This window comes from Streptomyces sp. NPDC107471 (assembly GCF_055582845.1).
This window is the reverse complement of record NZ_JBVJPC010000015.1, coordinates 96738-122412: the sequence shown is the minus strand read 5'-3', so window position 1 is coordinate 122412 and position 25675 is coordinate 96738. Positions and strand designations below refer to the sequence as shown.

19 protein-coding genes are annotated in these 25675 nt (G+C 69.9%); 7 read left to right on the top strand and 12 right to left on the bottom strand.

Annotation, left to right across the window (positions count from 1 at the left end):
- Positions 1–27: 27 nt before the first annotated feature.
- From ACZ66S_RS36665 to ACZ66S_RS36650, 4 genes are all read right to left on the bottom strand, one after another.
- Positions 28–1032 (bottom strand): GlxA family transcriptional regulator, encoded by a 1005-nt coding sequence (locus ACZ66S_RS36665; protein ID WP_469905898.1) that lies wholly within the window; start codon positions 1030–1032, stop codon positions 28–30.
- Positions 1033–1128: 96 nt separating this feature from the next.
- Positions 1129–1767, bottom strand: coding sequence for an HD domain-containing protein (locus ACZ66S_RS36660; protein WP_469905897.1), 639 nt, complete (start codon positions 1765–1767; stop codon positions 1129–1131).
- Positions 1768–1953: 186 nt separating this feature from the next.
- Positions 1954–3420 carry a catalase gene (locus tag ACZ66S_RS36655; protein WP_469905896.1) on the bottom strand — a complete coding sequence of 489 codons (1467 nt, stop codon included), beginning with the start codon at positions 3418–3420 and terminating at the stop codon, positions 1954–1956.
- Between the two features lie 39 nt (positions 3421–3459).
- Complete coding sequence (locus ACZ66S_RS36650) at positions 3460–3900, bottom strand: Fur family transcriptional regulator (RefSeq protein ID WP_469905895.1); 441 nt, start codon at positions 3898–3900, stop codon at positions 3460–3462.
- A gap of 419 nt (positions 3901–4319) precedes the next feature.
- Here ACZ66S_RS36650 and ACZ66S_RS36645 point away from each other — a divergent pair, with 419 nt between their 5' ends.
- Positions 4320–4790 carry a winged helix-turn-helix transcriptional regulator gene (locus ACZ66S_RS36645; RefSeq protein ID WP_469905894.1) on the top strand — a complete coding sequence of 157 codons (471 nt, stop codon included), beginning with the start codon at positions 4320–4322 and terminating at the stop codon, positions 4788–4790.
- Between the two features lie 419 nt (positions 4791–5209).
- On the opposite strand, the gene ACZ66S_RS36640 is transcribed toward ACZ66S_RS36645, so the two are convergent.
- From ACZ66S_RS36640 to ACZ66S_RS36615, 6 genes are all read right to left on the bottom strand, one after another.
- Positions 5210–5935, bottom strand: a complete 726-nt coding sequence (locus tag ACZ66S_RS36640) for a GNAT family N-acetyltransferase (protein WP_469905978.1) — start codon at positions 5933–5935, stop codon at positions 5210–5212.
- 228 nt (positions 5936–6163) lie between these two features.
- Entirely contained in the window at positions 6164–7024 is an 861-nt protein-coding gene (locus ACZ66S_RS36635) for an endo alpha-1,4 polygalactosaminidase (RefSeq protein WP_469905893.1), read from the bottom strand.
- A 61-nt stretch (positions 7025–7085) separates the two neighbouring features.
- A complete protein-coding gene (locus ACZ66S_RS36630) occupies positions 7086–8417 on the bottom strand; it encodes a sensor histidine kinase (protein ID WP_469905892.1) in 1332 nt (443 codons plus the stop codon).
- The gene (locus tag ACZ66S_RS36625; protein ID WP_469905891.1) at positions 8414–9079 is read right to left on the bottom strand and encodes a winged helix-turn-helix domain-containing protein; all 666 of its coding nucleotides are present in this window, start codon (positions 9077–9079) and stop codon (positions 8414–8416) included. The genes ACZ66S_RS36630 and ACZ66S_RS36625 overlap by 4 nt, the downstream gene beginning before the upstream one ends.
- A 171-nt stretch (positions 9080–9250) precedes the next feature.
- Positions 9251–11137 carry an RICIN domain-containing protein gene (locus ACZ66S_RS36620; RefSeq protein ID WP_469905890.1) on the bottom strand — a complete coding sequence of 629 codons (1887 nt, stop codon included), beginning with the start codon at positions 11135–11137 and terminating at the stop codon, positions 9251–9253.
- A gap of 188 nt (positions 11138–11325) precedes the next feature.
- A complete protein-coding gene (locus ACZ66S_RS36615; RefSeq protein ID WP_469905889.1) occupies positions 11326–11547 on the bottom strand; it encodes a hypothetical protein in 222 nt (73 codons plus the stop codon).
- A 173-nt stretch (positions 11548–11720) separates the two neighbouring features.
- Here ACZ66S_RS36615 and ACZ66S_RS36610 point away from each other — a divergent pair, with 173 nt between their 5' ends.
- The 3 genes from ACZ66S_RS36610 (at position 11721) to ACZ66S_RS36600 (ending at position 14167) form a co-directional block, all read left to right on the top strand.
- Positions 11721–12380, top strand: a complete 660-nt coding sequence (locus ACZ66S_RS36610; protein ID WP_469905888.1) for a TetR/AcrR family transcriptional regulator — start codon at positions 11721–11723, stop codon at positions 12378–12380.
- 600 nt (positions 12381–12980) lie between these two features.
- Entirely contained in the window at positions 12981–13988 is a 1008-nt protein-coding gene (locus ACZ66S_RS36605; RefSeq protein ID WP_469905887.1) for a DUF2156 domain-containing protein, read from the top strand.
- A 29-nt stretch (positions 13989–14017) separates the two neighbouring features.
- Entirely contained in the window at positions 14018–14167 is a 150-nt protein-coding gene (locus ACZ66S_RS36600; protein ID WP_469905886.1) for a hypothetical protein, read from the top strand.
- A gap of 225 nt (positions 14168–14392) precedes the next feature.
- Here the strand turns inward: ACZ66S_RS36600 and serS are convergent, their stop codons facing one another.
- Both serS and ACZ66S_RS36590 read right to left on the bottom strand, forming a co-directional pair.
- On the bottom strand, positions 14393–15664 hold the full coding sequence (gene serS / locus ACZ66S_RS36595) for a serine--tRNA ligase (protein ID WP_469905885.1): 1272 nt from the start codon (positions 15662–15664) through the stop codon (positions 14393–14395).
- Positions 15657–17126, bottom strand: a complete 1470-nt coding sequence (locus ACZ66S_RS36590) for an APC family permease (protein WP_469905884.1) — start codon at positions 17124–17126, stop codon at positions 15657–15659. The genes serS and ACZ66S_RS36590 overlap by 8 nt, the downstream gene beginning before the upstream one ends.
- Positions 17127–17585: 459 nt before the next feature.
- Here ACZ66S_RS36590 and ACZ66S_RS36585 point away from each other — a divergent pair, with 459 nt between their 5' ends.
- From ACZ66S_RS36585 to ACZ66S_RS36575, 3 genes are read left to right on the top strand one after another with little or no spacing between them, the layout of a single operon-like run.
- Complete coding sequence (locus ACZ66S_RS36585) at positions 17586–17897, top strand: acyl carrier protein (RefSeq protein WP_469905883.1); 312 nt, start codon at positions 17586–17588, stop codon at positions 17895–17897.
- 41 nt (positions 17898–17938) lie between these two features.
- The gene (locus tag ACZ66S_RS36580; RefSeq protein ID WP_469905882.1) at positions 17939–24118 is read left to right on the top strand and encodes an SDR family NAD(P)-dependent oxidoreductase; all 6180 of its coding nucleotides are present in this window, start codon (positions 17939–17941) and stop codon (positions 24116–24118) included.
- Entirely contained in the window at positions 24111–25667 is a 1557-nt protein-coding gene (locus ACZ66S_RS36575; protein ID WP_469905881.1) for a long-chain-fatty-acid--CoA ligase, read from the top strand. Before ACZ66S_RS36580 ends, ACZ66S_RS36575 begins: the two co-directional genes overlap by 8 nt.
- Positions 25668–25675: the final 8 nt, after the last annotated feature.

The following is a 25675-nucleotide window of genomic DNA, read 5'->3' as shown; positions in this document are numbered from 1 at the left end:
GGCACTCTCTCCCCGCGTGACCGGGTCTCAGACCTCGCCCTCGTGCCCTGGCCGCTCCTTCGACCGAGGGTCCTGCCGAGTCGAGCGCGTCGTCGCGAACCGGGCCTTGTACTGAGCGGGTGACACGCCGAGCCGGGTCACGAAGGTTCGTCGGAGCGTCTCCGCACTGCCGAAGCCGGCCGCGCGGGCGCTCTCTGTGACGCTGTGCCCCACGTCGAGCAGTGCCTTTGCATGATCGAGCCGTACCTGCTCGACGTACTTGGCGGGTGTCGTGCCGAGTTCGGTGTGGAAAAGCCGGGTGAGATGCCGCGTGCTGACACCGACCAGGGCTGCCAGCGAATCCGCGGTGTGCTCCAACGCGGGCTGCGCCGAGATCAGGTCGGTGACCCCGCGCAGCGCGGGCGTGCGCGGCACGCTGCCCTTCAGCGACGCGGAGAACTGGGACTGCCCGCCGGGGCGCTGCATGAACATCACCAAGCCGCGGGCGACCTCACGGGCCAGGTCCGCGCCGTGGTCGCGTTCGACGAGGGAGAGCGCGAGGTCGATGCCGGCGGTGACACCCGCCGAGGTGAAGATGCCGCCGTCCTCGACGAAGAGCGCGTCGGGATCGACCTGGATGTCGGGGTAGGCCCGCGCGAGCAGACGGGCGTGGCGCCAGTGCGTGGTCGCCCGGCGCCCCGACAGCAGGCCCGCGGCCGCGAGCACGAACGAGCCGGTGCAGATGGACACGACCCGGGGCGTGCGGGCCTGCACCTTGCGGACGGCCTCGGTCAGATCCGGCGGAATGGGCTCCGTGACGAGCAGATCACCACCCGAGACGACGAGTGTGTCGACGTCGAGGTCCGCCGCGGCCGAGTCCACGGGCAGGTACGTACCGATCGATGTGCGTACCGGATCGCCGGACGGCGAGGCGTACCGCAGCGAGTAGCGGGCGCCGAGCGTGTTCGCCTCGGCGAAGACCTCCGCCGGGCCGGAGACGTCGAGCATCTTCATGCCGTCGAACACGAGGAAGGCGACGCGATGGACGGTCATGCTGTTACCCGCTCCTTTCCCTGGCTGTGGCATCCCTCGACGCCCGGACCCCGCGACAGTGCCGAGCCGGTCGGCGATCATCTCATTCGGGCCAGGTCATTCGGGCCAGGCGTTCGCCCGGATGACGGTCACGAAGTCCTTGCGCTGGAAACCGGGGTCGAAGTGCGCGAGGACATCGTCGTTCATGGTGCCGAACGTGGTGTCGGGCCGATCGGCCATACCGTCGTAGAAGGCCTGGAGAATGCGGTTCTTGAAATCCGGCCGCGGGTGGGCGGCGACGACCTCCGCTCGCTGCTCCGGGGTGATCTGCTCCAGCTCCAGGCCGAGCACGTCGGTCTCGACGCCGAGCGTCACGACGGCGACCTCCGGCGCGAGGTGCAGGGGGACCTCCGGCGTGGTGTGCAGGGCGATCGCCAGCCACACGTTGCGCGCCTCCTCCTCGCTGCGGCCGTGGTCGCGCAGGAAGCCGTACGCCGCCTCGGCGCCGTCGAGCTCGAAGCGGCGGTCCTTCGTGCGGTGGTCGGCCGTCAGCCCGAGATCATGGAAGAGACCGCCGACGTAGGCGAGCTCGGGGTCCACCTCGCGTCCGCGGACCGCGGTCTTGAGCATCCCCCACAGGAACACCCGGCGGGAGTGGTGGAACAGCGTGTCGTCGGCCGACTGGCGCACCAGCGCGGTGGCCTCACGGACCAGGCGGGTGTCCGGGACGGTGATCCCGGCGATTGTCTCGGTCATTGGCGTCTCCCGATGTGAAAGGCCGAAGTACGAATCGTTCATTCCGGCTCACCTCCACCGTCGCCCATTTGTCCCGCTTCGGAAAGTGTCCGAACGGACGGGTAGCCCACAGATACGGACATGAGGGCCACGTGCGAGGGCACGGCCGGCCGTCCTTCGCTGTGGCGACTGCGTTTTTTGAGGGCGTCAGAGCGCCCCGAGGGCCTCGCAGGCTTTGCGCACACCTTCGCCGTAGGCGGGGTCGGCCTTGGTGCAGTTCTCGATGTGCTTCAGCACGGTCGTGGCTCGTGCGCCCTTGATCGCGCGTGCGGTGTTGTCGAAGAGCGCTTGCTGCTGCTCGGCGGTCATCGACCGGAACAGGTCGCCGGGCTGGGTGAAGTAGTCGTCGTCGTCCGCCCGGAAGTCGAATCGGTCGGCCGTCGAACCGACGGCCTGGGCAGGATCGGCGTAGCCCGGCTGCTCGGCCCACCGGCCGAAGTTGTTGGGCTCCACACCCGGGACGCCACCTTGGTTTCCGTCGACGCGCATCGCCCCGTCGCGGTGATACGTGTTGACCAGCTTGGCGGCGCGCGGAGCGTTGACCGGGATCTGGTGGTGGTTGACGCCGACCCGGTAACGGGCGGCGTCACCGTAGGCGAACAGCCGTCCCTGGAGCATCTTGTCCGGGCTGAAGGAGATGCCGGGGACGAGGTTGGCCGGGGTGAAGGCCGCCTGCTCGACGTCGGCGAAGTAGTTCTCCGGGTTGCGGTCGAGCTCGAACTCGCCGACCTCCAGCAGCGGGTAGTCCTTCTTGCTCCACACCTTGGTGAGGTCGAAGGGGTGGAAGCGATAGGTGTGCGCGTCGGACTCCGGCATGATCTGGACGAAGAGGGTCCACTTCGGGAAGTCGCCGCGTTCGATCGCCTCGTACAGGTCACGTCCGTGCGACTCGCGGTCGTGGGCGATGACCTGAGCCGCCTCCTCGTCCGTCAGGTTCTCGATGCCCTGCTGCGTGCGGAAGTGGAACTTGACCCAGTGCCGTTCACCGGCGGCGCTGATCAGGCTGTAGGTGTGCGAGCCGAAACCGTGCATGTGCCGATAGGACCTGGGGATTCCGCGATCGCTCATGACGATGGTGACCTGGTGCAGCGACTCGGGCAGGTTCGTCCAGAACCCCCAGTTGTTCTCGGGGTCGCGCAGATTGGTACGGGGGTCCCGCTTGACGGCGCGGTTGAGGTCCGGGAACTTCAGCGGGTCGCGGTGGAAGAAGACGGGTGTGTTGTTGCCGACGACGTCCCAGTTGCCTTCCTCGGTGTAGAAGCGGAGCGCGAAACCACGGATGTCGCGCTCCGCGTCGGCGGCGCCACGCTCGCCCGCGACGGTGGAGAAACGGGCGAACATCTCACACGTGTTGCCGACCTCGCCGAAGATCGCCGCCTTCGTGTACCGGGAGATGTCGTGCGTGACCCGGAACGTGCCGAACGCTCCGGATCCCTTCGCGTGCATGCGCCGCTCGGGGATGACCTCGCGGTCGAAGTGGGCGAGCTTCTCGATCAGCCACAGGTCCTGCAGCAGCAGCGGGCCCCGGGGGCCGGCGCTCATGCTGTTCTGGTTGTCCGTGACGGGCGCACCCGCGGCTGTGGTCAGCGGTTCGGTGTTCTCTTCAAAGGGCATGTCGTTTCCTTGAGTTGACGGGCGGAGCGGGTGCTCAAGTCACGCGTCGTCGGTGACGGCGCCGGTGCCGACACATGACGAACACCGCCCCCAAAACACCACTTCGGCTTCGGAGACTGTGAAACCCGCGGTGACCGACGGCGTCAGACAGGGCTGTGTCCCCGTCACGCACTCGGCATCGGCGACGGCACCGCATACGCGGCACACCAGGTGGTGATGGTTGTCAGCGGGACCCAGCTCGAACAGGGCGGACGATCCGGCGGGCTGGAACCTGCGCACGAGTCCGGCCTCTCCCAGTGCGGCCAGCACGTCGTAGACGGCCTGGAGCGACACAGCCCCGATCACGTTCCGTACGGCGCGGGCGATGAACCCGGCGTCGGAGTGCGGGTGCCGTTCCAGTACGTCCAACACGGCTGTGCGCTGCGCGGTGACACGAAGGGACGCGTCCCGCAGTCGCTTCGCCATGTCCTCGACCGACACCAGGCACCACCTCACCTCCCTGCCACGACATCAGGCACCAGGTGTCCACGACCTCGCGCTGACTGGAGCGATTCCAGTGTTCGGGTGACCGGACCCGTCGCCCACCGCGTGAACGGACCGCCATCCCACGATTCCGGACACGGGTGGCGCGTCGCTCGGATCGGAGTCGACGTCGGGTAGGGGCTCGCTGAGCCCGCGAAGTCGGTGGGGCTGTCCGGTGGTCCGTCTGCTCGGGTCTACGACGGAGCGAGTGCCGCGGTCATCGGTCTGAGGTCGGCCACGGCCTGCTGGCTGGGGGGAGGGGACGGTCCGGCGAGCACCGCCAGCTCAGCGGACCGGGCCGACGCTGGTCCGCGCGAGGGTCGCGCCGCCCTTCGATCTGAGTAGCGGTGTGCAACTCATCCAGTAGACTGACTGGCATGCCCAAGACGCTCGGCAAAGACTCGACGTGCTCCATCGCCCGCACACTCGAAGTCCTGGGTGACGCCTGGACCGTACTGATCATCCGCGAGGCGTTGGTGGCCGGGTCGACGCGGTTCCAGGAGTTCCGCGATGCCCTGGGGATCGCGCCCAACATCCTGTCCAACCGGCTGGAGCCCCTCGTCGAGAAAGGGATCTTCGAGCGCCGTGTCTACCAGGAGCTGGGTGAGCGGAGCAGGCACGAATACGTCCTCACCGAGGAGGGCCGCGCACTGAACGTCGTCATCGCCGCTCTGGCGGACTGGGGCCGCACCCACCGCCCCCAAACCGACGGCACCTCACCCCGCTTCACGACCCTCGACGACGAAACCGTCGCGGAACTCGCCTTCATCACCGAGAGTGGGGAACGGCTCGCGCCGGGAAAACTGGTGGCACGCCGAACCGAAGACGCCCGACTTGGGGTGGCCTGAGGAAGCGGGCGATCAACGTAAGTGACGGCGCCATGATCAACCTGGAGGCTGCTGCCCTACTCGCTGCGCAAGAATTGGAATCCTGGAACCTTCCCACACATGGTGACCTGCGGTGGGGGTTGCGGTTTCGAGGCCTCTCAAGGTCCGGTCTCTATCTTTTTTCCATTACCGTGGCTCCAGCAACTCCGAACGGCAGGCCAAGATTCGGTGGCAGCCCCGGAATTGTCGTCGAGGCGAAGAGCGGTCGTCCTCGTTCTGTGCGTGGGCCATCGGAGTACGGAGACCTTCTGCGCGAGATCAGCGACGGAAGTGGCTGAGAGCACCGCGTGCAGCGGCCGCTCCTACCGCCGGATGCGCATCCGGCGGGCCGAGCTCAGCACAGACACGGAGCACGTTAAAGGGCGTCTCCGGTCGGCGTGCTACTCGAAAAAGTGGCGGCGATAACGCGGATTCATCCGGTCAAGGGAAAGCAGTACATAGAAGGAAGCGACTTTCGCATCCGGGTCCCACGCGGGCTCGCCACAGACCCAGCTACCCAACCGCAAGTAGCCGCGCAACAACGGCGGTACGACCAGACCGTCGACGTCGATGTCAACGAGGCCCTGGCCCGCCGGCAGCTCGAGCGCGGCGACCCGGAACTCGGGCGGGGCCATGTACTTCTCGCGCACGGTTTTCCAGGTGGCCGGGTTGGCGTCCGTGTTGCCTCGGAGAGAGACCCAAGCGCAGCCGCCCAGCCACCGATGCCCGGTGTTTCGCATGTATCGGCCGATACCGCTCCAGATCAGAGTGATAACGGCACCGTTTCGATGGTCGGGATGCACACACGAGCGTCCGGTCTCCACCAGATCCGCGGCAATGGGGCGCAGGGGGTCGAGATCGAAAGTCCGGTCTCCGAACCGCTCGCCCACCAGCGCCGCGCATCGAGGGGGCATCATGCGGTACGTCCCGACGACCTTACGGCTGCGGTTTTCGCGCACGATCAGATGGTCAGCGTGTTCGTCGAAGGCGTCTGCGTCGAGCCCGCCGGCCAGGCTGGACATCTGGGTGCCGAATTCGGCGGCGAACACGTCATGGCGCAACTGCTGTGCCTCGAGGACTTCGTCGGGGGTGGCGATCGAGAGTGAATAGCTGGAGTCGGACGACATCAGCCCCGGTTCACCATTCACTTCGTTCCGGCCGCCGGCAAGACGAAGATCACTGCTCATGCTCGGATTTCCGTACCTTTCACACTCGTACCGCGGGGCGGAGACATCCTCGCGCCGTGTGGATTCATCAGTGGGGATGGGGTGTGCGGGTCCGCTTGTCCGTGTGCAGAGGTGCAGTGCCGCCCCGGGCCGGATATGCAGACGGACTCGTAGGTGCGAGTTCCCGCCTCAGCAGGTCCGGAAGGTGTAGCCACCGGATCCGCGCGGGGCGACGTCGCGGTCGCGCTGGACGATGCCGAGCTTGGTGCCGAAGCCCGAACAGGCCTTGCTGAAGCCGCCGTTGCCGTACTCGATCACGAAGACGCGATTCGTGTAGGCCTTGGCGTAGTCGCCGCACTCGTTGTACTCACCGCACTCCTCGGCGACGGCGAAGTCGAAACCGATCTTCGTGCGGTCCGTGAGCATGTCGACGGTGTTCTTCTGCCCGATGGCGAGGCTCGCAGCGTGCGCCCGGCCGGCCAGGAGCTTGGCGAAAGCCGCGTTGTGCGCCTTGGTCAGGCGGCCGCCCGAACGTTCGTAGGAGTCGAGGTTGTCCGGCTCCACGGCCTGGAAGCCGCTCTTGGCGCAGCCGTCCACCCACGGCCCGATCACTGCGGCGAGCCGGGTGCGCTTGTCCGCGGTCGACGTGTCCAGGAGCGCTTCGTTCCAGTCCTCGTCGATCACCGGACGCTTGTCCTTGTCGCGCAGGATCAGGTCGGGGTGGTTCTTCTGCCACCAGCTCAGTGCGTCGGGCTGTGCCTGGAACGCGTTGATGTAGCAGACGTTGTACAGACCCTTCACGGGCTTGGCGGACCGGTCGCGTGAAACTGCGGTCACGCCCTTCGCCGGGCTGTAGGCGCCGCCGATCTGATAGTCGAACGTGGCGTCGGCCGTGGGGAGCACCACCTTCGGGGCCGTCTTCGCGTCCGTCGTTGCCGCGAAGACGTTGGACAAGGTCACACCGGCTCCCACGGCGATTACCGCGCCGACAGCCCCCGCGACGATGGTGCTCTTGCGGCGGTGGAAGGGTAGGGACGCGTGGTTCGACATAGGGGCTCCTGCGCAAGTTACGTACTGACACACACATCCTGAGCGGGGAACCGTGAGGAATTCATGAGGCGGTACCCCGGCCAGGGGACCGGCGCAGTGTGCGGCGGCGTCCTGTCGGCCGGCGCGCCTGCCCCAGCGTGAGCACAAAGGCCGTACCGCCGTCGGGCCGCCGCCGTACGGTGACGTCTCCGCCGTGCGCGGTCGCGACCTCCTGCACCAGCGACAGCCCGATGCCGGTGCCGCCACCGGGAGACCGGAACCGGACCAGCAGACCGGGCAGAGAGTCCGGATCCACGCCGACGCCCCGATCGGCCACCGTCACCGTGTCGCCGCTGACAGTGACGTCCACGTCGGCCCGGTCTTGTGGGTCGCCTGGGGTTCGGCCGTGCCGCAGTGCGTTGGCGAGCAGGTTGCGCACCGCTGTCCGCACCAGTTCCGGGTCGGCGGTCACCACCGAGGGGTCGAGGTGCGGCGTCACCGTGTGCCGGGAGGGCGGCAGTTCCTCACAGACCTGCTCGACGAGCTGGTCCAGGCGCAGCGGGACGGGACGGAACGGGTTCCCCGCCTGAAGTCGGCCGCGGGTGAGGATGTTGTCGACGACGTCCGTCATCCGGTCCGTGGCTCTCCGCAGGCGCGGCAGGTGCGCGTGCAGCCGCTCCGGGTGGGCGTCCGCGAGGTCCACCGAGCCGCGCATCACGGCCACCGGTGTGCGCAGTTCATGTGCCGCGTCCGCGAGCAGTCGTTCCTGGGCGTCGAGCGCCTCCGCCGCGAGACGCAGGCTCCGTCCGGACAGTACATGTCCGGTCACGGCCGCCAGCAGCACCAGGAGACCGGAACCCGACAGCACCGCCAGCACCAGCCGACGGTGCTCGGCCTGCCCCTTCGTGGGGTCGCCGACCACGACCACGGCGCCCGATGTCTCCTGTGTCCGGTCGTGGTAGAAGGGCAGCGCCACCAGGTACACCGGCTGGCCCGCATGCGTGCGGGCGTCCGTTCGCACGGTGTCGTCGTGGCTCATCGCAGCGCGTGCCACCCGGGTGACCGCGCCCGCCTCGACGTCGGCCACGGGACCCCGTGAGACGAACACCCGCCGTAGCCCACCGCTGCGAACCTGGAGCACGAGCACCTGGGGTCGGCCGCTGGTCGCCTCGTCGTCGTACAGACCGTCGAGTTGGATCCCGGCGTCGGTGTAGTAGATCAGCGAGGCCGTCACCGCCGCCCGACGGCGCATCTCCTCGTACTCGGCAGCCTGCCAGGACCGTCCGTCCGTGCGGATCACCAGCCAGGAGAGCGCGCCTACACCGGCCAGGGTGATCAGCGTGTACGCCAGGGTCAGCCGTAGCTGGAGGCGACTCAGGCGCCGTCGGGCCGGGGAGGGCGGCACCTTCGTCATGACGGCTCCGTGAGCCGGAATCCGTGACCGCGCACGGTCTGGATCAGCACGGGTGGGCCGAGCTTGCGGCGCAGGCCCGCCACCACCGCGTCGACGACGTTCGAGACGGGGTCGGCCATCTGATCCCAGCAGTGATCTATCAGCGAGGTACGGGTGACCACCTCGTCCCGGTGCAGCAGGAGCCGGTGCAGGACCGCGTACTCCTTGGGGGTCAGGTACAGCAGAACGCCGGCGCGGCGTACCTCGCGCCGGGCCTCGTCCAACTCGATGTCGGCATGGCGCAGATGCACGGGCAGCCGCTCCGGTGCCCGGCGAACCAGGCTGCCCACGCGCAGCACCAGTTCCACCATGGCGAACGGTTTGACCAGGTAGTCGTCTGCTCCGGAACGGAAACCCTCCACACGGTCCGGCACTTCGTCCAGGGCCGTGAGGCACAGGACCGGCGTGGTCCAGCCGCGGCGGCGGCGCTCTCGGAGAGGGCGGAGGGTGTCCCCGGACGGCACCAGGCGGTCGAGCACCACACAGCCGTACGGAGCGAGGTCGAGCAGGATGTCCGCTTCCGGCCAGTCGGACACGGTGTCGACGGCGTACCCGGCGTCCTTCAGGCCGGCCGAGATCACATCCCGCAGGTCTTCTTCGTCCTCGACCAGGAGCACGCGCATGTTCTGATTCGTCCTTGAGGGTCACCGCCAGCTTTGGGCCATCGTAGGAGACCCATGGACCCCGAGTTCGTCCCTGACCGGGGCAGGCGGCGCGGATGCCATGCAACACAGGTTCCGCAGGCCCCAGCGAGGGAGCGGGGCCGGCCCATGGGCCGGCCCCGCTGTTGGACGTCAGCCGGTCAGGCCGAACGACTGGGACGTCGAGCCGGAGCAGGTCTGCTGGGACAGCTTGGCCCCGTTGGCGGTGGAGCCGCCGTCGACGGCCAGGCACTTTCCGCTGTGCCGGGTCACGAAGCGGTACCCACCCGATGCGATGGACTCGGGACGCCACTGCTGGTTGGTGCCGCCCACGTAGTCCCACAGGTGGACCTTGGTGCCGTCGGCCGTGGCCCCGGTGCCGCCGTCGACGTCCCAGGACTTGCTGTTGTGCTGGTTGACGACCTGGTAGTAGCCGTCACCGGTCGACCGGAACTGCCACTTCTGGTTGGCCCCGTCGCCGCATGTCCACTGCTGAAGGGCGGTGCCGTTGGCGGTGCCCCAGTCGGCGGCGTCCAGGCAGGCGCCGCTGCCGGCGTTGGTCACTCGGTACCAGGTGCTGGAGTCGATCGGTCCGGTGGAGCCGCCGTCACCCGGGTTCCACACGAAGGTGGCCACGGCACCGGCCGGCAAGGTGTAGGCGAGGGACCGGCCGTTGTCGGTGAGGGAGAAGCGCTGGGCGCTGCCGGAGATGTTCACGACGTACGCGACACGGGAACCGTCCGGGTTCTGGAAGGCGACGTCCTGCACACCGCCGCCGCCTTGGCTGGTGGAGCCGATCCGGGTCGCGCCGACCTTGACGAACTTGCTGATGTGGCCGAGCGAGTAGTACTCAGCGCCCCGGTTGACGTTGCCGCCCGCGATCTCCACGACGCCGTTGCAACGGGTGCCGCAGAGCCCCTGGTGCGGTCCGCCGTTCTGGTCGAGCGCGAGGTTCCACGTCACCACGGTCTCGCCGCCGTTGCGCATGTTCTGTACGACGAGGTTCTCGGCCTGCCAGCGCAGGCTGTCGCCGAAGGTGCCGGCTGGGTTGCTGCTGTCGGTGCCGGAGCACTCGGTGAAGAACACCCGCCTGCCCGCGTTGATCACCTGCTGCTGCGCCGAGGGGCTGCCGCCGTAGCAGTGGAAGGCGGCACCGATCACGCGGTTGATCCCGGCCGTACGGGAGAAGACGTCGAGCGGGTAGTTCGGGTGGTCCCAGTTGTGGTCGAAGGCCAGGATGTTGGTCGGCAGGCCGGCCGCCGTCAGCTTGGGATCGAGCACCTTGATGAAGTCGGCCTGCTGTGCCGAGGTCATCGACATCGAGGGATAGCTCGTGGGGTTCTCCGGCTCGTTCTGCACCGTCAGGTCGGTGAGGGTGATGCCCTCCTGACCGTAGGCCTTGATCGTCTTGACCAGGTAGTCGGCGAAGTCGCCGTAGTTCTCGGGCTTGAGGCTGCCGCCGTTGAGTGAGTTGTTCGTCTTCATCCACGCCGGTGGCGACCAGGGCGTGCCCATCAGGCGAATGGACGGGTTGACCCCGAGGGCCTGCTTGACGACCGGGATGATCTCCTGTCTGTCCCGGTCGATGGAGAACTGCCCGCGCGTGTCCTCGTAGGAGTGCGGGGTGTTCGTCGCGTCGAAGTCGCTGCTGCCGAGCGGCTGGCGCAGGTAGGACAGGCCGATGCCGTCGCCCGAGGTGGAGAACAGGGACCGCATGAGGTCACTGCGCCGGTCCTGCGGGAGTCCTTGTATGAGGTGCGCTGAGGCGCCGGTGACCGAGGCGCCGGCCCCGGTGTAGCGCTGTCCCCTCTGGTTCGCGTCGATGCGCAGGTCGATGCCCTGCGGAGAACTGTTGAAGGCCAGGCTGCCGTCGGCGCTCAGCTTGCGGGAGCCGTCGGGCGTGGTGATCCACACCTGGGCGACGGGGTCGGCGGCCTGCGCGGTTTCGCCGCCCAGGAAGCCGAGACCGGTGACGGCGAGAGCCAGGGCCAGGGCGCCGGCCCCGGTCCGTGTCGGACTTGTTCTGCTGCGGTGTGACACGGTGCGGTTCTCCTTCGGGTCGGTGACAGGTGGGGGGTGCCGACCGGCTCGCCGTGGCGTGCGGGGAGGATGCGAGCCGATCGGGGCTCGAAGGGTGGTGCACTCGGTGCGCCGAACCGGAACGGTGCTGCCGGCCGGTCGGGCGATCAGGGCAGGGGTGCCGCTGCGGCCCGTGCGGGCCACGGACGTCACTCGCGGCTGTGCGGGAGAGGCCGTTCGTGCCGGAGGGCCCGGTGCTGGGGGAGGGGTGAACCGTCCGCCCCGGTCGGGTCGGTGGGGCCGGCCATGGTGGCGACCGTGACGTCCGGCGTGACGGCGGGGCGCGGGTCGTACGTGCCGCGTCCGGGGTGTCGTCGGTGCAGGCCGCTGACGGCTCGCCGGGTGGTTCCCTGCCCGGCGCGATCGCTCATGGCGACAGGGGATGGCATGCGGGTCCTTACGGGGGTCGACCGAGGGTTCCAGCAGGATGACGGCGTCATGAAAGCACACCTACTAAGTACTTAGTAAGTGGTCTGCGTCACAATGCTGGGCGAAGGTGAAAAGATCATCCGTGGGCGGGCGAGGTCGGCGTAGGCTGGGGCGAGTGACTGACCAGTCAGTAAGCGGAGCAGGACGTGGCGCTCGAAGCGGGCCCCGCGTCCCTCGCAGTGCCGAAGCTCAACGCCGGCAGCAGGACATCCTCCGCATCGCGATGGACACCTTCGCCGCGCGGGGCTACAACAACGCCTCCCTGGCCGAGATCGCCGACCGCGTCGGGCTGACCCAGGCAGGCGTCCTGCACTACTTCCGCTCCAAGTCGCTGTTGCTCACCAGCGTCCTGGAACTGCGCGACGAGACGGACATCGAGCAACTGGGCACCCAGAGGCCGAGAGGGCTACGGTTTCTGCGGCACCTCGTCGACACCGCGTACCGCAACGCCGAGCGCGAGGGCATCGTCCGGCTCTACGCGGTGTTGTCGGCCGAGTCCGTCACCGACGACCACCCGGCCCAGGGCTACTTCCGCGACCGGTACGCCGGGTTGCGCGCCTTCGTCTCCGAGGCCATGACCGAGGCGTGCGGGCTCGGCGAGGCGGACGAGGCCCGCGTACGGCATGCCGCCAACGCCGTCATCGCCGTCATGGACGGGCTCCAGACGCAGTGGCTTCTGGACCCCGGGGCCGTCGACATGGCGGCGTCCACGGAGCTGGTCATCGACTCCGTCCTCGCCGCGCTCGCTCCCGACCGCTTCCCGGTCTCCACCTGAGGCACGGGCAGAGCCGCGCGCCGGCCTGCCCGGAACCACAGCCGTGCCCCTGCCGGCCTGGCGGGCCCGGGCGGTCTGCGCCCGAATCGGCGCCAGTCCAGCGCCAGTTGATGACGCCCTCAACGAGCCTGCCTGCAAGGGGGCTTGCTGGTGCCGGATATGGGTGCCGAACCCGGCATGAGCGCCTGTGAAGGATCCAGGGTCAGTGGTCCCGGGTTCATCGAGATCGGTGACGACATGTCATGTGCGCAGGAGCGCGCCCGCGGGACGGACGCGTCGGCCTCGTGACTCCTGCGCGGGCCGAGCGCTCGGTGTATGCGCGGGTGCCCATCCCGTGGAATTGAGCCGATCGCGGACCGTCCGCCCCTGGCTGCCCCGCACCCGGTTCTCCTCGGCAATTTTCTCTGCGGCGACTTCTTCGGGGGTCAGCCGATGGATTCTGAATCCCCACCCAATATCTTGGCAGGCTTCGCTGATGGGGCGCTGACATGCCTCTGACGTGGGTGAATCAGTTTCCGGCGAGCCTTTTCCCGTATAGCCTGGGATGCTGTACTGCTTTCGGCGCCCTTTTGAAGAAACGCTCCCGAAAGGGGTACGGGAATGATCGCGACACCCACCGAAGCAGACATCAGCAACCGTATTCTGCAAGCGATACGCGCGCACACCACGAGTGAGAACCCGAGTTCGTTCCTGGCGCTGAACAGCGGAAACAGTGCTTTCGCCGTACCGGGCACGGACGGTGTCGTCGTCTACCGCCGCACCGGCCGCTGGGCAGTGCAGTTCGGCGGTCCCTTCGCTGCCGAGGAGGACTACGGCACCCTCCTCGATGCCTTCCGGCGTCATGTTCGGGACGAAGGTCTGAGCCTCGTCGGCGTCCAGCTCCAGCGCGCCGACGCCGAGCGCTACGCTCGCCGCGGCTTCAGCGTCAACCAGGTCGGCGCGTCCTGGGCGGTGAGTCTCGCCGAGTTCAGTCTGCGCGGCACCAAGTTCATGCAGTTGCGCAACAAGATCTCCCGCGCCCATCGCAACGGCCTGACCATTCGGGAGGCGGACGCCGACCAGGTGGGGGAGGCCATCGAAACCATCGACAAGGCATGGCTGGGCTCCAAGGGCGGTGCCCAGCAACTGGAGTTCCTCGTCGGCCAGATCGGTGGCACGGCCCAGGCGCACCGACGGTTGTTCATCGGCACCATCGATGGCGCACCGGTCGCCTACATCTCGTACTCGCCGGTCTACGGCTCCCGGACCGGCTGGATGCATGACCTCAGCCGACGCATACCGGAAGGCTCGCCGGGGCTGATGGAGGCCATCAACGCGCACGCCATCGAGGTGTTCCGGGCCGAGGGCGTTGCCTGGCTGCACTTCGGATTCACGCCGTTCACCGGCCTCGACGCGGACCACGAGGTCGACGGGAGCAGCCCCGCTTTCCAGTGGCTGATGCGCGCCCTGTGGGCCGAGGGCGCGGCGCTGTACCCGGCACAGACGCAGCTCTCGTACAAACAGAAGTGGGGACCCGACGTGCTCATCCCCGAATACGTCGCCTTCGACGGCCCGCAGGCATCTCTGGCCGGCTTCGCTCACATCTTCCGTGCCTGCCGCGCCTTCTGACCGACCGTCACCAAGAGGGGAACGCTGAAATGAGCCAGTCGACCGAAGAGCTCCAGCACGCAGTGATCGAGCATCTGATGGCCATCATCGCCGCCCCCGATGACCCGCAGGTCGCGAGGGCCGCCGATGCGCTGGTCAGCTCCCTCGATGAGCGCTTGCGCGCGCAGGCTTCCGCCTGACCTCGACAGGAGTTCATGCAGACGCTCGGCGGGGACGGTCCCAGCCGAGCGTTGTGCGCGGTCCGTTGGCGTCCGGCTCGGTGGCGATGACGTCGAGGTCCGCGAGCATGCCCCGCTTCGCTCAGCAGCCGGATCTGCGTGACGGCCCTGTGCGATCGGTGCCTACTGGTGGCGCACCGGCGCAAAACGATCAAGGTGGTGGCCCTCCGCCGCCTTCGACCGTGCTCACTCGGTGCCGCCGCCTGGCAGAATCCGACGGAACCCGGTGTAGGGCACCAGCGCGTCCGGCAGGACCACGGACCCGTCCTCCCGCACTCCCTGTTCCAGCAGCGCGGCCACCGTGCGGCCGATCGGCAGGGCCGAGCCGTTCAAGGTGGCCGCCGGCGTCCTGCGGCCATCGTCCCGCTTGACCCGCACGTCGGCCCGACGGGACTGGAAGGTGCCGCAATCGGAGACGGAGGAGATCTCCCGGTAAGCGCCGCCGCCCGGCAACCACACCTCGATGTCGTACGTCATCCGCGCCGAGAAGCCCAGATCGCCCGCGGGCAGCAGCACGGTCCGAAAGGACAGTCCGAGTCGGCGCAGACACTCCTCGGCGTGCCCGACCATCAGCCGCAACTGCTCCGGTGCCTTCTCCGGCGCGCAGATCCGCACGAGCTCGACCTTCTCGAACTGGTGCAGCCTGAGCAGACCGCGAGTGTCCCGGCCGTAAGCCCCCGCCTCGGCACGGAAGCAGGGGGTGCGGGCCGTGAAGGCGTACGGCAGGTCCCGGTCGTGCAGCACCTTTCCAGCGACCAGGTTGGTCAGCGGCACCTCGGCCGTCGGGATCAGGAACAGCTCCCGCTCGCCGATCTGCGTGCGGAACAGGTCCTCCTCGAACTTGGGGAGCTGGCCGGTGCCCGTCATGGTGTCCCGGTTGACCAGGAACGGGACGGACTGCTCCAGGTAACCGTGTTCGCGGGTGTGCAGATCGAGGAAGAAGTCACCGAGCGCCCGCTCCAGCCGTGCCCCGGCACCCCGGACCACGCCGAACCGCGCACCGGACAGCTTCGCGGCGGCGGGGAAGTCCAGGATGCCGAGCGACTCGCCTATGTCGGCGTGATGGCGGGCCCCGGCCGCCGGACGCGGTGCCGGGCCGCCCCGCCGTACCTCCACTGCCTCCTTCTCGGAGGCCCCGTCCGGTACCGAGTCCAGCGGCAGATTGGGGATGCCGAGCAGCAGCCCGGTCAGCGCGGCGGCGGCCGTGCGCAGGGCGGTCTCCGCCTCCTGGACCTCAACCCGAAACACGCGCGCGGCCTCCTTCTCCGCCTGTGTCGGCGGGTCGAAGCGGCGCGTGCGGGCCTTCAGTTCAGTGCGCAGCCGGGTGACCTCGGCCTGTGCCTGGGAGCGGACGCGCAGCGCCTCCCTCAGGGCGTCCGGGTCCAGATCGAAGCGGCGGCGGGCGAGGCGCCGTACGGCGTCGGCTTCCGCCTCGAGGAGTTCGTGAGGATCATGCATGGCGTTGTCCCGTCGGTGCGGAGGAGGATGCCGGGGTGAGTGCCGCGAGGTGAGCGGTGCCGAGGCGGCGGTAGCGCGGTGGGTGTGCCGTGCGCAGCCGGACGGCGTGCAACAGGCCGCCGAGCGCGACCAGCGGCAGCAGCCAGGGCAGGGCGGCGATCACGGGGGACGGGGAGCCGGTGAGCATGTCGAAGTTCCTGACGACCAGCCACACCGAGGCGGACAGTCCGCAGAAGCCGAGCAGCGGGGCGACAGCCGTCCGCCACCAGTGCCCACTGCCGGTACGCAGCCGCAGCCCGAGCACGGACAGCGCGGCCAGAGCCTGCAGGACGACGATGCCCAGGGTGCCGAGGCCGAGCATGCTGGTCGTCAGGTCGGCGTACGGATCCAGACCTGCGAGGGCGAACGCGCCGACGACCACCGTGGTCAGCGCGCTCTGGGCGAGGCTCGCCCGGTGGGGGGAGGAATGCCGGGGATGCCTGGCGGCCAGGGCGCCCGGCAGCAGCCCTTCGTCGGCGAGGACCTGCGTGTACCGGTTGGCAGCGCTGTGCAGGGCCAGCGTCGCCGCGAACAGGCTGGTGCACAGCAGCAGTTGGAGCCCGGTGCCGCCCGCCGTGCCGAGGAGGCCGTTGCCGAGCACGAAGAACAGGTCGCCCATCTGCCTGCGCGCGACCTCCCGCACCTGCCCGGTGCCGATCGCCCCGACCGCCAGCCAACTGGTCAGGGCGTAGAAACCGGCGATCAGGGTGACCGCGACATACGTGGCGCGGGGCACGCTGCGCCGGGAGTCCCGCGCCTCCCTGCCGTACAAGGCGGCGGACTCGAAGCCGATGAAGGACACGAAGGCGAACATCAGGGAGACCCCGACCCCGGGTCCGGCCGCGACGTGCGGCGAGAACGAGGCGGCAGGCAGGGCATGCAGCCCGTGCCGGACGAGGATGGCGACGTCCAACGCGGCCAGCACGCCGATCTCGCCGAGCATCAGTACGGCGAGCACCCGGGCGCTGAGCGCTATCTCCCGGTATCCGAGCACGGCGGTCAATGCCAGCCCGGCGGCCGCACACCACTCCCAGGACACGGCCACCCCGTGGGCGGCCAGCACGAGCCGGGCGAAGTATCCGAGCGCGCCCGCCAGCCCGATGGTGGCGCAGTTGTAGGACAGCAACGCCAGGTACCCGGCCGCGACGGCGGGCGGGCGCCCCAAGCCGTCGGCGACGGATGCGTAGAACCCGCCTGACGCTCCGGTTCGGCGCGCGCTGACCGCGTACCCGACCGAGAAGCACAGGAGGGTGACGCCGGCGAACAGGAACGCCGCGGGCACGCCGGCCCCGTCACCGAAGGCGAAGGCCAGCGGAACGGTCCCGACCATCGCGGACAGCGGGGCGGCAGCGGCGACGATGAGGACGAGGATGTGCCCGGTACCAAGTCGACCGGGTGGGGCTGGGGAACCACAGGTGGACATGGGGACTCCAGAACAGGGAGAGCCGTGGCGGGGCCGGGGCCGTGCACACATGGCCGTGTGTCGCACGACCGGTCCCCGCCTTCCGGCCGGGCGCCCCGCCTCTGACCCGGGTGCGGTCGACCGGGTCGACGCGGTGCACGAAGATTCCGTTGCGGTGTCGCCCCGCACGACGGGTCGGCGTGGGGGCGTCGGGATCGGAGGTCGGACACGGAGGCGCCACCCGGACCGCCATTCGATCCTGGCCCGCTGACCGTCCGCTGACGCTGCCCTGACTGGCGTACCGCACGGTCCCCGCCTGTCCCGCCCGACGAGTGAGGGCGGCGGCGCCCCCGGACAGGCCGCCCCGTCGTCGTCAGCTCTGGATCAGCGGGACATCAGCCTGCCCTGTTTCGATCGCCAGGCATAGCGAACGTCGCCGGGCGGGACTTCCGCCCTTCACCACGGAACGGGTGGACCGGCATGTCAGAACCCCGGAGCATCGGCCTGCGGATGCGTGACCTTCCCCCGGCGGACCTGAGGGACGCACTGGAGACGCTCGTCGTGGCGCGCTTCAAGCAGGTGCTGCTCATGGGTGACGAAGAGGAACTGGCCCTCGACATCAGCTTCTTCGACCTGGGCTTGACCTCCCTGCACCTGAGCGGCCTGCGCAAGGGGCTGGAGGACGCCCTCGACGTCGGCATCGACGCGATCTTGCTCTTCAACAAGCCCACAATCGACGAGCTCGTCACTCATCTCAGCGAGCGGCTCCTCGCCGCCGCGCCCGAGCAATGACCGAGATCGACATTGAGATCGACAAGGCTGGAAGGGACGACATGACTGGCGAAGCCGAGGGCACCGATCCGATCGCCATCGTCGGGGTCGGGCTGCGGTTCCCGGGCGGATGCGAGTCGGCCGACGACTTCGACGAGCTGTTGCGCGAAGGCCGTTCCGGGATCGCCCCGCTGCCCGAGGACCGTTGGGAGGCGGCGGCCTTCCGCCCCGAAACCCCGGACGAGAAGGGGAAGATACACACTGCGGGCGGCGGGTTCCTCGACCGGATCGACCTGTTCGACGCGCCGTTCTTCAACATCTCGCCCAAAGAGGCCCAGTACGTCGATCCCCAGCAGCGGCTGGTCCTGGAGACCGCCTGGCACGCCCTGGAGCACGCCAACATCGACCCGACCGCGCTGCGCCGGGGCAACGGGGGCGTCTACGTCGGGGCGAGCTCCATCGACTACGCACTGGAGATGGGCGCGCTGCCCTATGAGGCACTTGACGGCCACCTGGCCTCCGGCATCACACTCTTCCCGCTGTCCGGGAGGCTGTCGTACTTCCTGGGCTGGCGTGGGCCGAGCGTCAGCCTGGACACGGCCTGCTCCTCCTCACTCAGCGCGCTGCACATGGCAGTTCAGGGTCTGCGGCTCGGGGAATGCGACATCGCTCTGTGCGGCGGCGTCAACGTGCTGCACCACCCGAGCATCATGGTCATGTTCTCGCACGGTCAGATGCTGGCCCGGGACGGGCAGTGCAAGACCTTCGACGAGGACGCCGACGGGTACGTCCGTGCCGAGGGCTGCGGCATGCTGGTGCTCAAGCGGTACGCCGACGCCCGCCGGGACGGTGACCGGATCCTCGCCCTGGTACGCGGGACCGCCATCGGCCAGGACGGGGACAGCGCCGGACTGACCGTGCCGCACGGCCCCGCCCAGGAGCGGGTCATCCGCCGGGCACTGGCGGCCGCCGGGCTGGCCCCCGCGGACATCCAGTACGTGGAGGCACACGGTACGGGCACACCGATCGGCGACCCGATCGAACTCGGCGCCGTCAACGACGTGTTCGCCGAGTCGCACACCAAGGACGCGCCACTGCTCGTGGGCTCGGCGAAGACCAACCTGGGGCACATGGAACCCGCGTCCGGCATCGTCGGCGTGATCAAGACCGTGCTGCAGATGCGCTCCGGGTCGGTCTATCCGCACCTGAACCTGCGCACTCCCTCCACGCGCATCCCCTGGGACACCTATCCGGTACGGATCCCCACCGAGTGCGAACCCTGGCCGCAGGGAACCAAGCGGGCGGTCGTCAACAGCTTCGGGTTCGCCGGCACGATCGCCGCCACCGTCCTGGAGGAAGCGCCCACGCCGGAACAGACCGAGCCGGCGCCCGGCACTGCCGGGCCCGCGGTCTTCACGCTGTCGGCCAAGAGCCAGGCGGGGCTGCGTCGGCAGGCGGAACGCTACCTGGACTTCCTGTCCGGCAGGGACGACGCCGACAACGTACGGTCGCTGTGCCGCACGGCGGCCACGGGCCGGGCACACTTCGGGCACCGACTGGCCGGTGTCGTCGAGGACGTCGCGGGTGTGCGCAGACTGCTCGCCGCCCGGCTCGCCGACGACACCCGCCGCCACACGGCGGCGCCCCGCAAGACCGCGTTCCTGTTCAGCGGCCAGGGCGCCCAGTACGCGGGGATGGCCGCCGACCTGTACCACCGCCAACCGGTCTTCCGCGAGCTGGTCGACACCTGCGACGAATTGTTCGCACGGCATCTGGACCGGTCCGTACGTGCGCTGCTGACGCAGCAGACGGCCGCCGACGACATCCACCGCACGCAGTACACGCAGCCCGCGCTGTTCACCCTGGAGTTCGCGCTGGCGCGGCTGTGGATCTCCTGGGGCATCAAACCCAACGTCGTTCTGGGGCACAGCATCGGCGAGGTGGCCGCGGCCACCGTGGCCGGGCTGTTCACGCTGCCCGACGCGGTGGCGCTGGTGGCCGCTCGCGCCCGCCTGATGCAGTCCGTCCGGGCCCCCGGCGGTATGGCCGCCGTCAGCCTGCCCGTCGAGGAGATCGGGCCGATGCTCGCGTTGCGGCCCGAACTCGCCGTGGCGGCCGTCAACGCGCCGGGGCAGTGCGTGGTCTCCGGAGACGCGGCGGCACTTGAGCAGCTCACCGAGGACCTGGCCGAGCGCGGCATCCGCGCCGAACGCCTGTCGGTGTCCCACGCGTTCCACTCCCCGCTCATGGCCGAGGTGTTCGACGACTTCAGGGCGGTCATGGCGGACATCACCTTCCACCAGCCGTCCACGCCGATCGTCTCCAACCTGACTGGACGCGTCGCCACGTACTCCGAGATCGCCACCGCTGACTACTGGGTGCGCCACATCGGTGAACCCGTGCACTTCATGGAGGGCGTCCGGGCGGTGGAGAAGCGCGGCCGCCACACCTTCCTGGAGATCGGCCCCTCTGCCGCACTGACCGCGCTCGCCCGGCAGAGCGTCCTCGGCGAGGGCCACCACTGGGTGACCAGCCAGCGCCGCCGGGACGGCGGCGAGAAAGCCCTTCTCCGGGCGCTCGCCGACCTGTACGCCGCCGGAGCGCCGGTGGACTGGGCGGGAGTGTATGCCGGGCAGCGGCCGGCCGATCGGACACAGTTGCCCGGCTACGCCTTCGAACGCAAGCGGTACTGGTTGCCCCTGACCGGGCCGGCCCGCGCCGACCAGGGCCCAGCGGTCCATCCGCTCCTGGGCCAGGAGACCACACCGGACGCGGCTCAACCCACCGCCCAACAGCAGTCGACCGTACGCGAGTTCACCGCACGGTACGCTCCCGACGCCCCCTTCTGGCAGCCGGCGGCCCCGGGTAACGGCGACAGCGCGACGCTCTCACCGGCCGCGTACCCCGAGCTGCTGCTCGCCCTGCAGGACGCGGTGTACGGGCATACCCACGCCGCCGTACGGGATGTGGTGCTGCACGCCCCGCTGCGGCCCGCCGGCGACGGCGCGACGACGGTGCGCACCCGGCTGCGGCCCCGCCCCGACGGTCGTGCCGAGGCCGAGGTGGTCAGCGGACCGGCCGACGCGGAGAACCTGCACGCGACCGCGGTGCTCGATCCGTCCGCCCCGCGCCTCACATCCCCGGAGCCCCCTCTCCCGGCCGGCCCCGTCCGTGACCGGACCGGCGGCGCCGACGTGTTGACCGATCTCGCCGCCGTGGGCTGGGACACCCAGCGGTTCGGCATGATCTCCGAGATCGCACGGCACGAGGACGGCACGCTCGTCGCTGACCTCACCCCGCGTCGCGCCGGCCTCACCGAGCACCTGCCCGTCGATGTGCTGGAGTGCGCACTGCTCACGGCCGTCGTCCTGGACGACACCGGCCCCGCCTTCACACCGGTCGGCCTGGGCACGTTCCAGATGCTGAAGAAACCGCGTGGCGTACGGCTCAGCGTCGTGGCCCGGGTCACCGGAACAGGGGCCGGGCGGCGCACCGCGGACCTGCTCATCATGGACGGGGAGGCGCCAGTCGCCGTGCTGACCGGCGTGCAGTACCGAGCGGCGCTGCCCGCGCAGCAGATGCCCTCGCTGCTCCACCGGCAGCGCTGGCTGCGCCGCTCCGCGGCCGGGGCCGCCGACCCGGCCGGCCGGCGCGTGGTGCTGCTGGGCGCACCCGGCGAGCAGGTCGAGGCGCTGACCGCGCAGGCCGCCCGGCGAGGGCTGTACATCACCGAACTGGACCGGCCGCAGGAACTGCCCTCCCTGCTCGGCGGTGACGCCCCCGGACAGCGGACCGCGCCCGCCGAACCGGTCACCGACCTGTGCTGGTTCTGGCAGCCGCCCTCCGACTCGTCCGGACCGCTCGAGCACGCCCGGCTGCGCGCGGAGTGCGAGCACAACTTCCGCCGGCTCCTGGACACGGTCACCGCCGTGACCGGTGTTGACCCGTCCCGGACGCCCCGCCTGTGGCTGGTCACCGCGCGGGCGCAGTGGCTGCCGGGGGACGAGCCGGACGGGGCGCAGCAGTCGGCCGCCGCGATGCTGTGGGGCTTCGGGCACGTCCTGCTCAACGAGAACCCCCGCACCCGTGCCACCCTCGTGGATCTCCCCTCGGCCGACGGTGAGGGTCTCCGGTACCTCGTCGAGGCTCTGCTGTCCCCGGACGACGGCGATCACCAGCTCGCCTACCGCGACGGACAGCGCCATGTGCGGCGGCTGCTGCCCGGCCGCTCGAGTCCCGCCTGGGAAGGTGAGTTCGAGGCGGTCGCACCACCGCCGGACGAGTCAGGGCAGCCCCGTCTGGTGCCCGCCGACAGTGTGCCGCCCACCGACGACCAGATCCAGGTCCGGGTCCGGGCGGCGGTTCTGGCACGCCGTACCGGCACGGCTGCCCCGGCCACCCTCGGATCGGGCTGCACGGGCACCGTTGTCGCTGCGGGACCCGCGGCCGCGTGCGCCGTCGGCAGCGAGGTCGTGGTGGCCCACCAGGGCACCCTGCGGGGCACCGTGACGGTCTCCGGCACCTCGGCGGCAGCCGCGCCCGAACCGCACGTTTCCCCCGAGGTCGCGGCGTCCTTCGCGGCGTACATGGCCGCCCGGCATGCGCTGATCACTCGGGCCGGCCTCACCGCGGGCGAACGCGTCCTGGTGCACGGCGGCGACCGGGCGGCGGTGCGCGCGGTGGTGGGCCTGGCCGCGTGTTCGGGCGCCGAGGTGTACGTCACCGCGGAACCCGACGAGGCAGGGGCATTGCGAGACCTGGGTGCTCACGAGGTGCTGCACCTGGACGACACCACAGCGGGCCCGCAGGCGTCGTCGCTCGCCGGGGCACCCCAGGCCGACCTGCTTGTCGGAGTTCCGGACGAGCCGCTGCCCGCCGTGGTGGCCGGCTGCCTCGCCGCCGGTGGCCGGACCGTCACCGTCGAGCCCTGGCCCGGCGCATGGGAACCCGGGGCTGCGGACGGCATCGCCGACGCCCTCCGGCGCGGCGACCTGCCCCTGCTGCCGGTGCGCGGCTACGACATCGACGAGCTGGCCGAGGCCTGCGAGGCCGCCGAGACCGGCATCGACGGGCACGTCGTGATCACGTGGCCCGGTCGCCCACAGGACACCGACGACGGATCGGAGCCCGCACTGCGCCGGTCCGGCGTAGACGCGCCGGTCGAGATCCGGCCTGACCGGCTCTACCTGGTCACCGGCGGTCTCGGCGGACTCGGACTGGTCACCGCGCGATCTCTGGTGGACCTCGGCGCCCGGCATCTGCTGCTCGTCAGCCGCAGCGGCACACCCACCCCGGAGGCCGCCGCGATCCTCGACGACCTCGCCGCACGGGCCGACGTCGCCATCGAACGCGCCGACGTCTCCGCACCCGCCGACATGGCCCGGCTGCGGCAGAAACTGGCCGAGGTTCCGGTGCCGCTGGGCGGCATCATCCACGCGGCCGGTGCCGCCGGTAAGTCCCTCATCGGCCAGATGACCTGGGAGGACATCGACGCCCAGTTGGCGGCCCAGGCGTACGGCGGCTGGCTGCTGCACGAAATCGCCCTGGAAAGCCCTCAACTCGACCTGTTCTTCGTCCACTCGTCCATCGCCTCCGTCCTCGGCGGCGCCACCCAGGCGCACTACGCGGCCGCGTTCTCGTTCCTGGACCATCTGGTCACCCTGCGCCGCCGGTCCGGGCTGCCGGCCCTGTCGGTCAACTGGGGCGCGTGGGGCGGGGTGGGCATGTCCGCCCGGCTGGACGAGAACCTCGGCCGCGAGCTGGAACGCAGCGGCGTCCGGATGTTCTCCCCGTCCCGCGCTCTGCGGCTCTTCGAGCAGCTCCTCGCCCGCCCCGAAGGCCCTTACGTGGCCGGCTGGTTCGACTGGAACGCCTATGTCGCACCGAGCATGGTCGACAACGCCCTGTTCAGCGAACTGGTCGACGGCAGCGGTCCTGGCGGCGACGACCGCTTCGACCGGGCGGCGTTTCTCGGCAAACCCGAGGAGGAACGCCGGGAGACCGTCGACCGGGTGGTGCGTGAGGCGGTCGCCGCGGCCCTGCAGGCTGACGACCCGGAACAGGTGGAGCTGACCACCGCTTTCGTCTCCCTCGGCCTCGACTCGCTGATGGCACTGCAGGTGAAGACGGCTCTGGAGCAGGTCTTCCGGGTGCCCCTGCCCGCCACGCTCACCTTCGACCATCCCTCGCCCCGGGACCTGGCGGACTTCCTCTGCGGACAACTGGAGGCGCACCGTGACTGATCAGGACTGGACCCTCGTCGCGAGCTCCGCGGCACACGCCCGGGACCGGGCCGGCCACCCCGCCATCCGCTGCGAGGACCGGTCGGTGAGCTACGGTCGGCTGCACCGCGACTCCAACCGCGTGGCGCACGCCCTGCGCGCGGCCGGTGCGGTACGCGGCTCCCGGGTTGCCTACCTGGGCCGCGAGTCCGAGTACTACTACACCGCGATCATCGGCTGTGCCAAGGCCGCCGCCGTGCTCGTACCGGTGAACTGGCGACTCACCGCCTCCGAGATCGACCACATCCTGGGCGACGCCCACGCCGAAGTCGTCTTCGTCGACGCGGAGTTCCACGACCGGGTGGAGCGGCTGCGGCCCCGGCTGCCCCGGCTGCGTGAGATCGTCGTCGTCGACCGGCCCGGCGACGACGATCCGGGTGCCGGACTGCGCGCCTGGTGGTCCCGGGCCCCCGACAGCGACCCGGACGTCACCGTCCGGCCGGACGACGCGGTGGTCCAGATCTACACCAGTGGCACCACCGGCCGCCCCAAGGGGGCCGTGGTCCCGCACCGCGGCTTCTTCACCCTGCCCGCGGCCCAGCGGGCGGCCGGTGTGCGATGGCTGGACTGGTACCCCGACGACGTCAGCCTCATCTCGCTGCCAGGGCTGGGCACCGCCGGCATCGGCTGGTTCATGCACGGCTTCAACGCCGGTCTGACCAACGTGGTGATGCGCGCCTTCGTGGCCCAGGAGGCCGTACGGCTGATCCGCGAACATCGGGTGACCACCACCTTCGCGGCGCCGTCCATGCTGCAGATGATGCTCGACGAACGCGACGCCGACCGCTCCGCCTTCACCTCCCTGCGCAAGATCGCCTATGGCGGCGCGCCCATCACCGAGTCGCTGCTGCTGCGCTGCCTGGACGTGTTCGGCTGCGAGTTCGCGCAGATCTACGCGAGTACCGAGACCGTGAGCGTCGCGGCCTGCCTGCCGCCCGCCGACCACCGTCCCGGCAGCGCCCTGCTTCGCTCCGCGGGGCGGCCGTGCCCCGGCAACGAAGTGAAGGTCGTCGACGCGCAGGGGCGCACCCTCGGCCCGGGACAGATCGGCCAGGTCTGCGTCAAGGCCCCGTCCACGATGCTGGAGTACTGGAACCTGCCGGACGCCACCCGCACCACGCTCGTGGACGGCTGGCTTTTCATGGGCGACGCCGGCTACCTCGACGAACAGGGCTACCTGTTCGTGTGCGACCGGATCAACGACACCATCATCGTCGCCGGGCAGAACATCTACCCCGCCGAGGTGGAGAAGGCGCTGTGCGAGCACCCCGCGGTGGCGGACGCGGCTGTCGTCGGTCTGCCCCACCCGGAGTGGGGGGAGGCCGTTCACGCCTGTGTCGTCCCGCGCGGCGACACCGCGCCCACCCCACGACAGATGCTGTTGTTCCTGCGGGAACGCCTCGCCGACTACAAACTCCCGATCGCCTTCCACTTCGCCGACGCCCTCGAACGCAACCCGGCCGGCAAGGTCCTGCGCAGGGCCGTGCGCGAACGGCTGGCGCACCAGTGAGGAGAAGC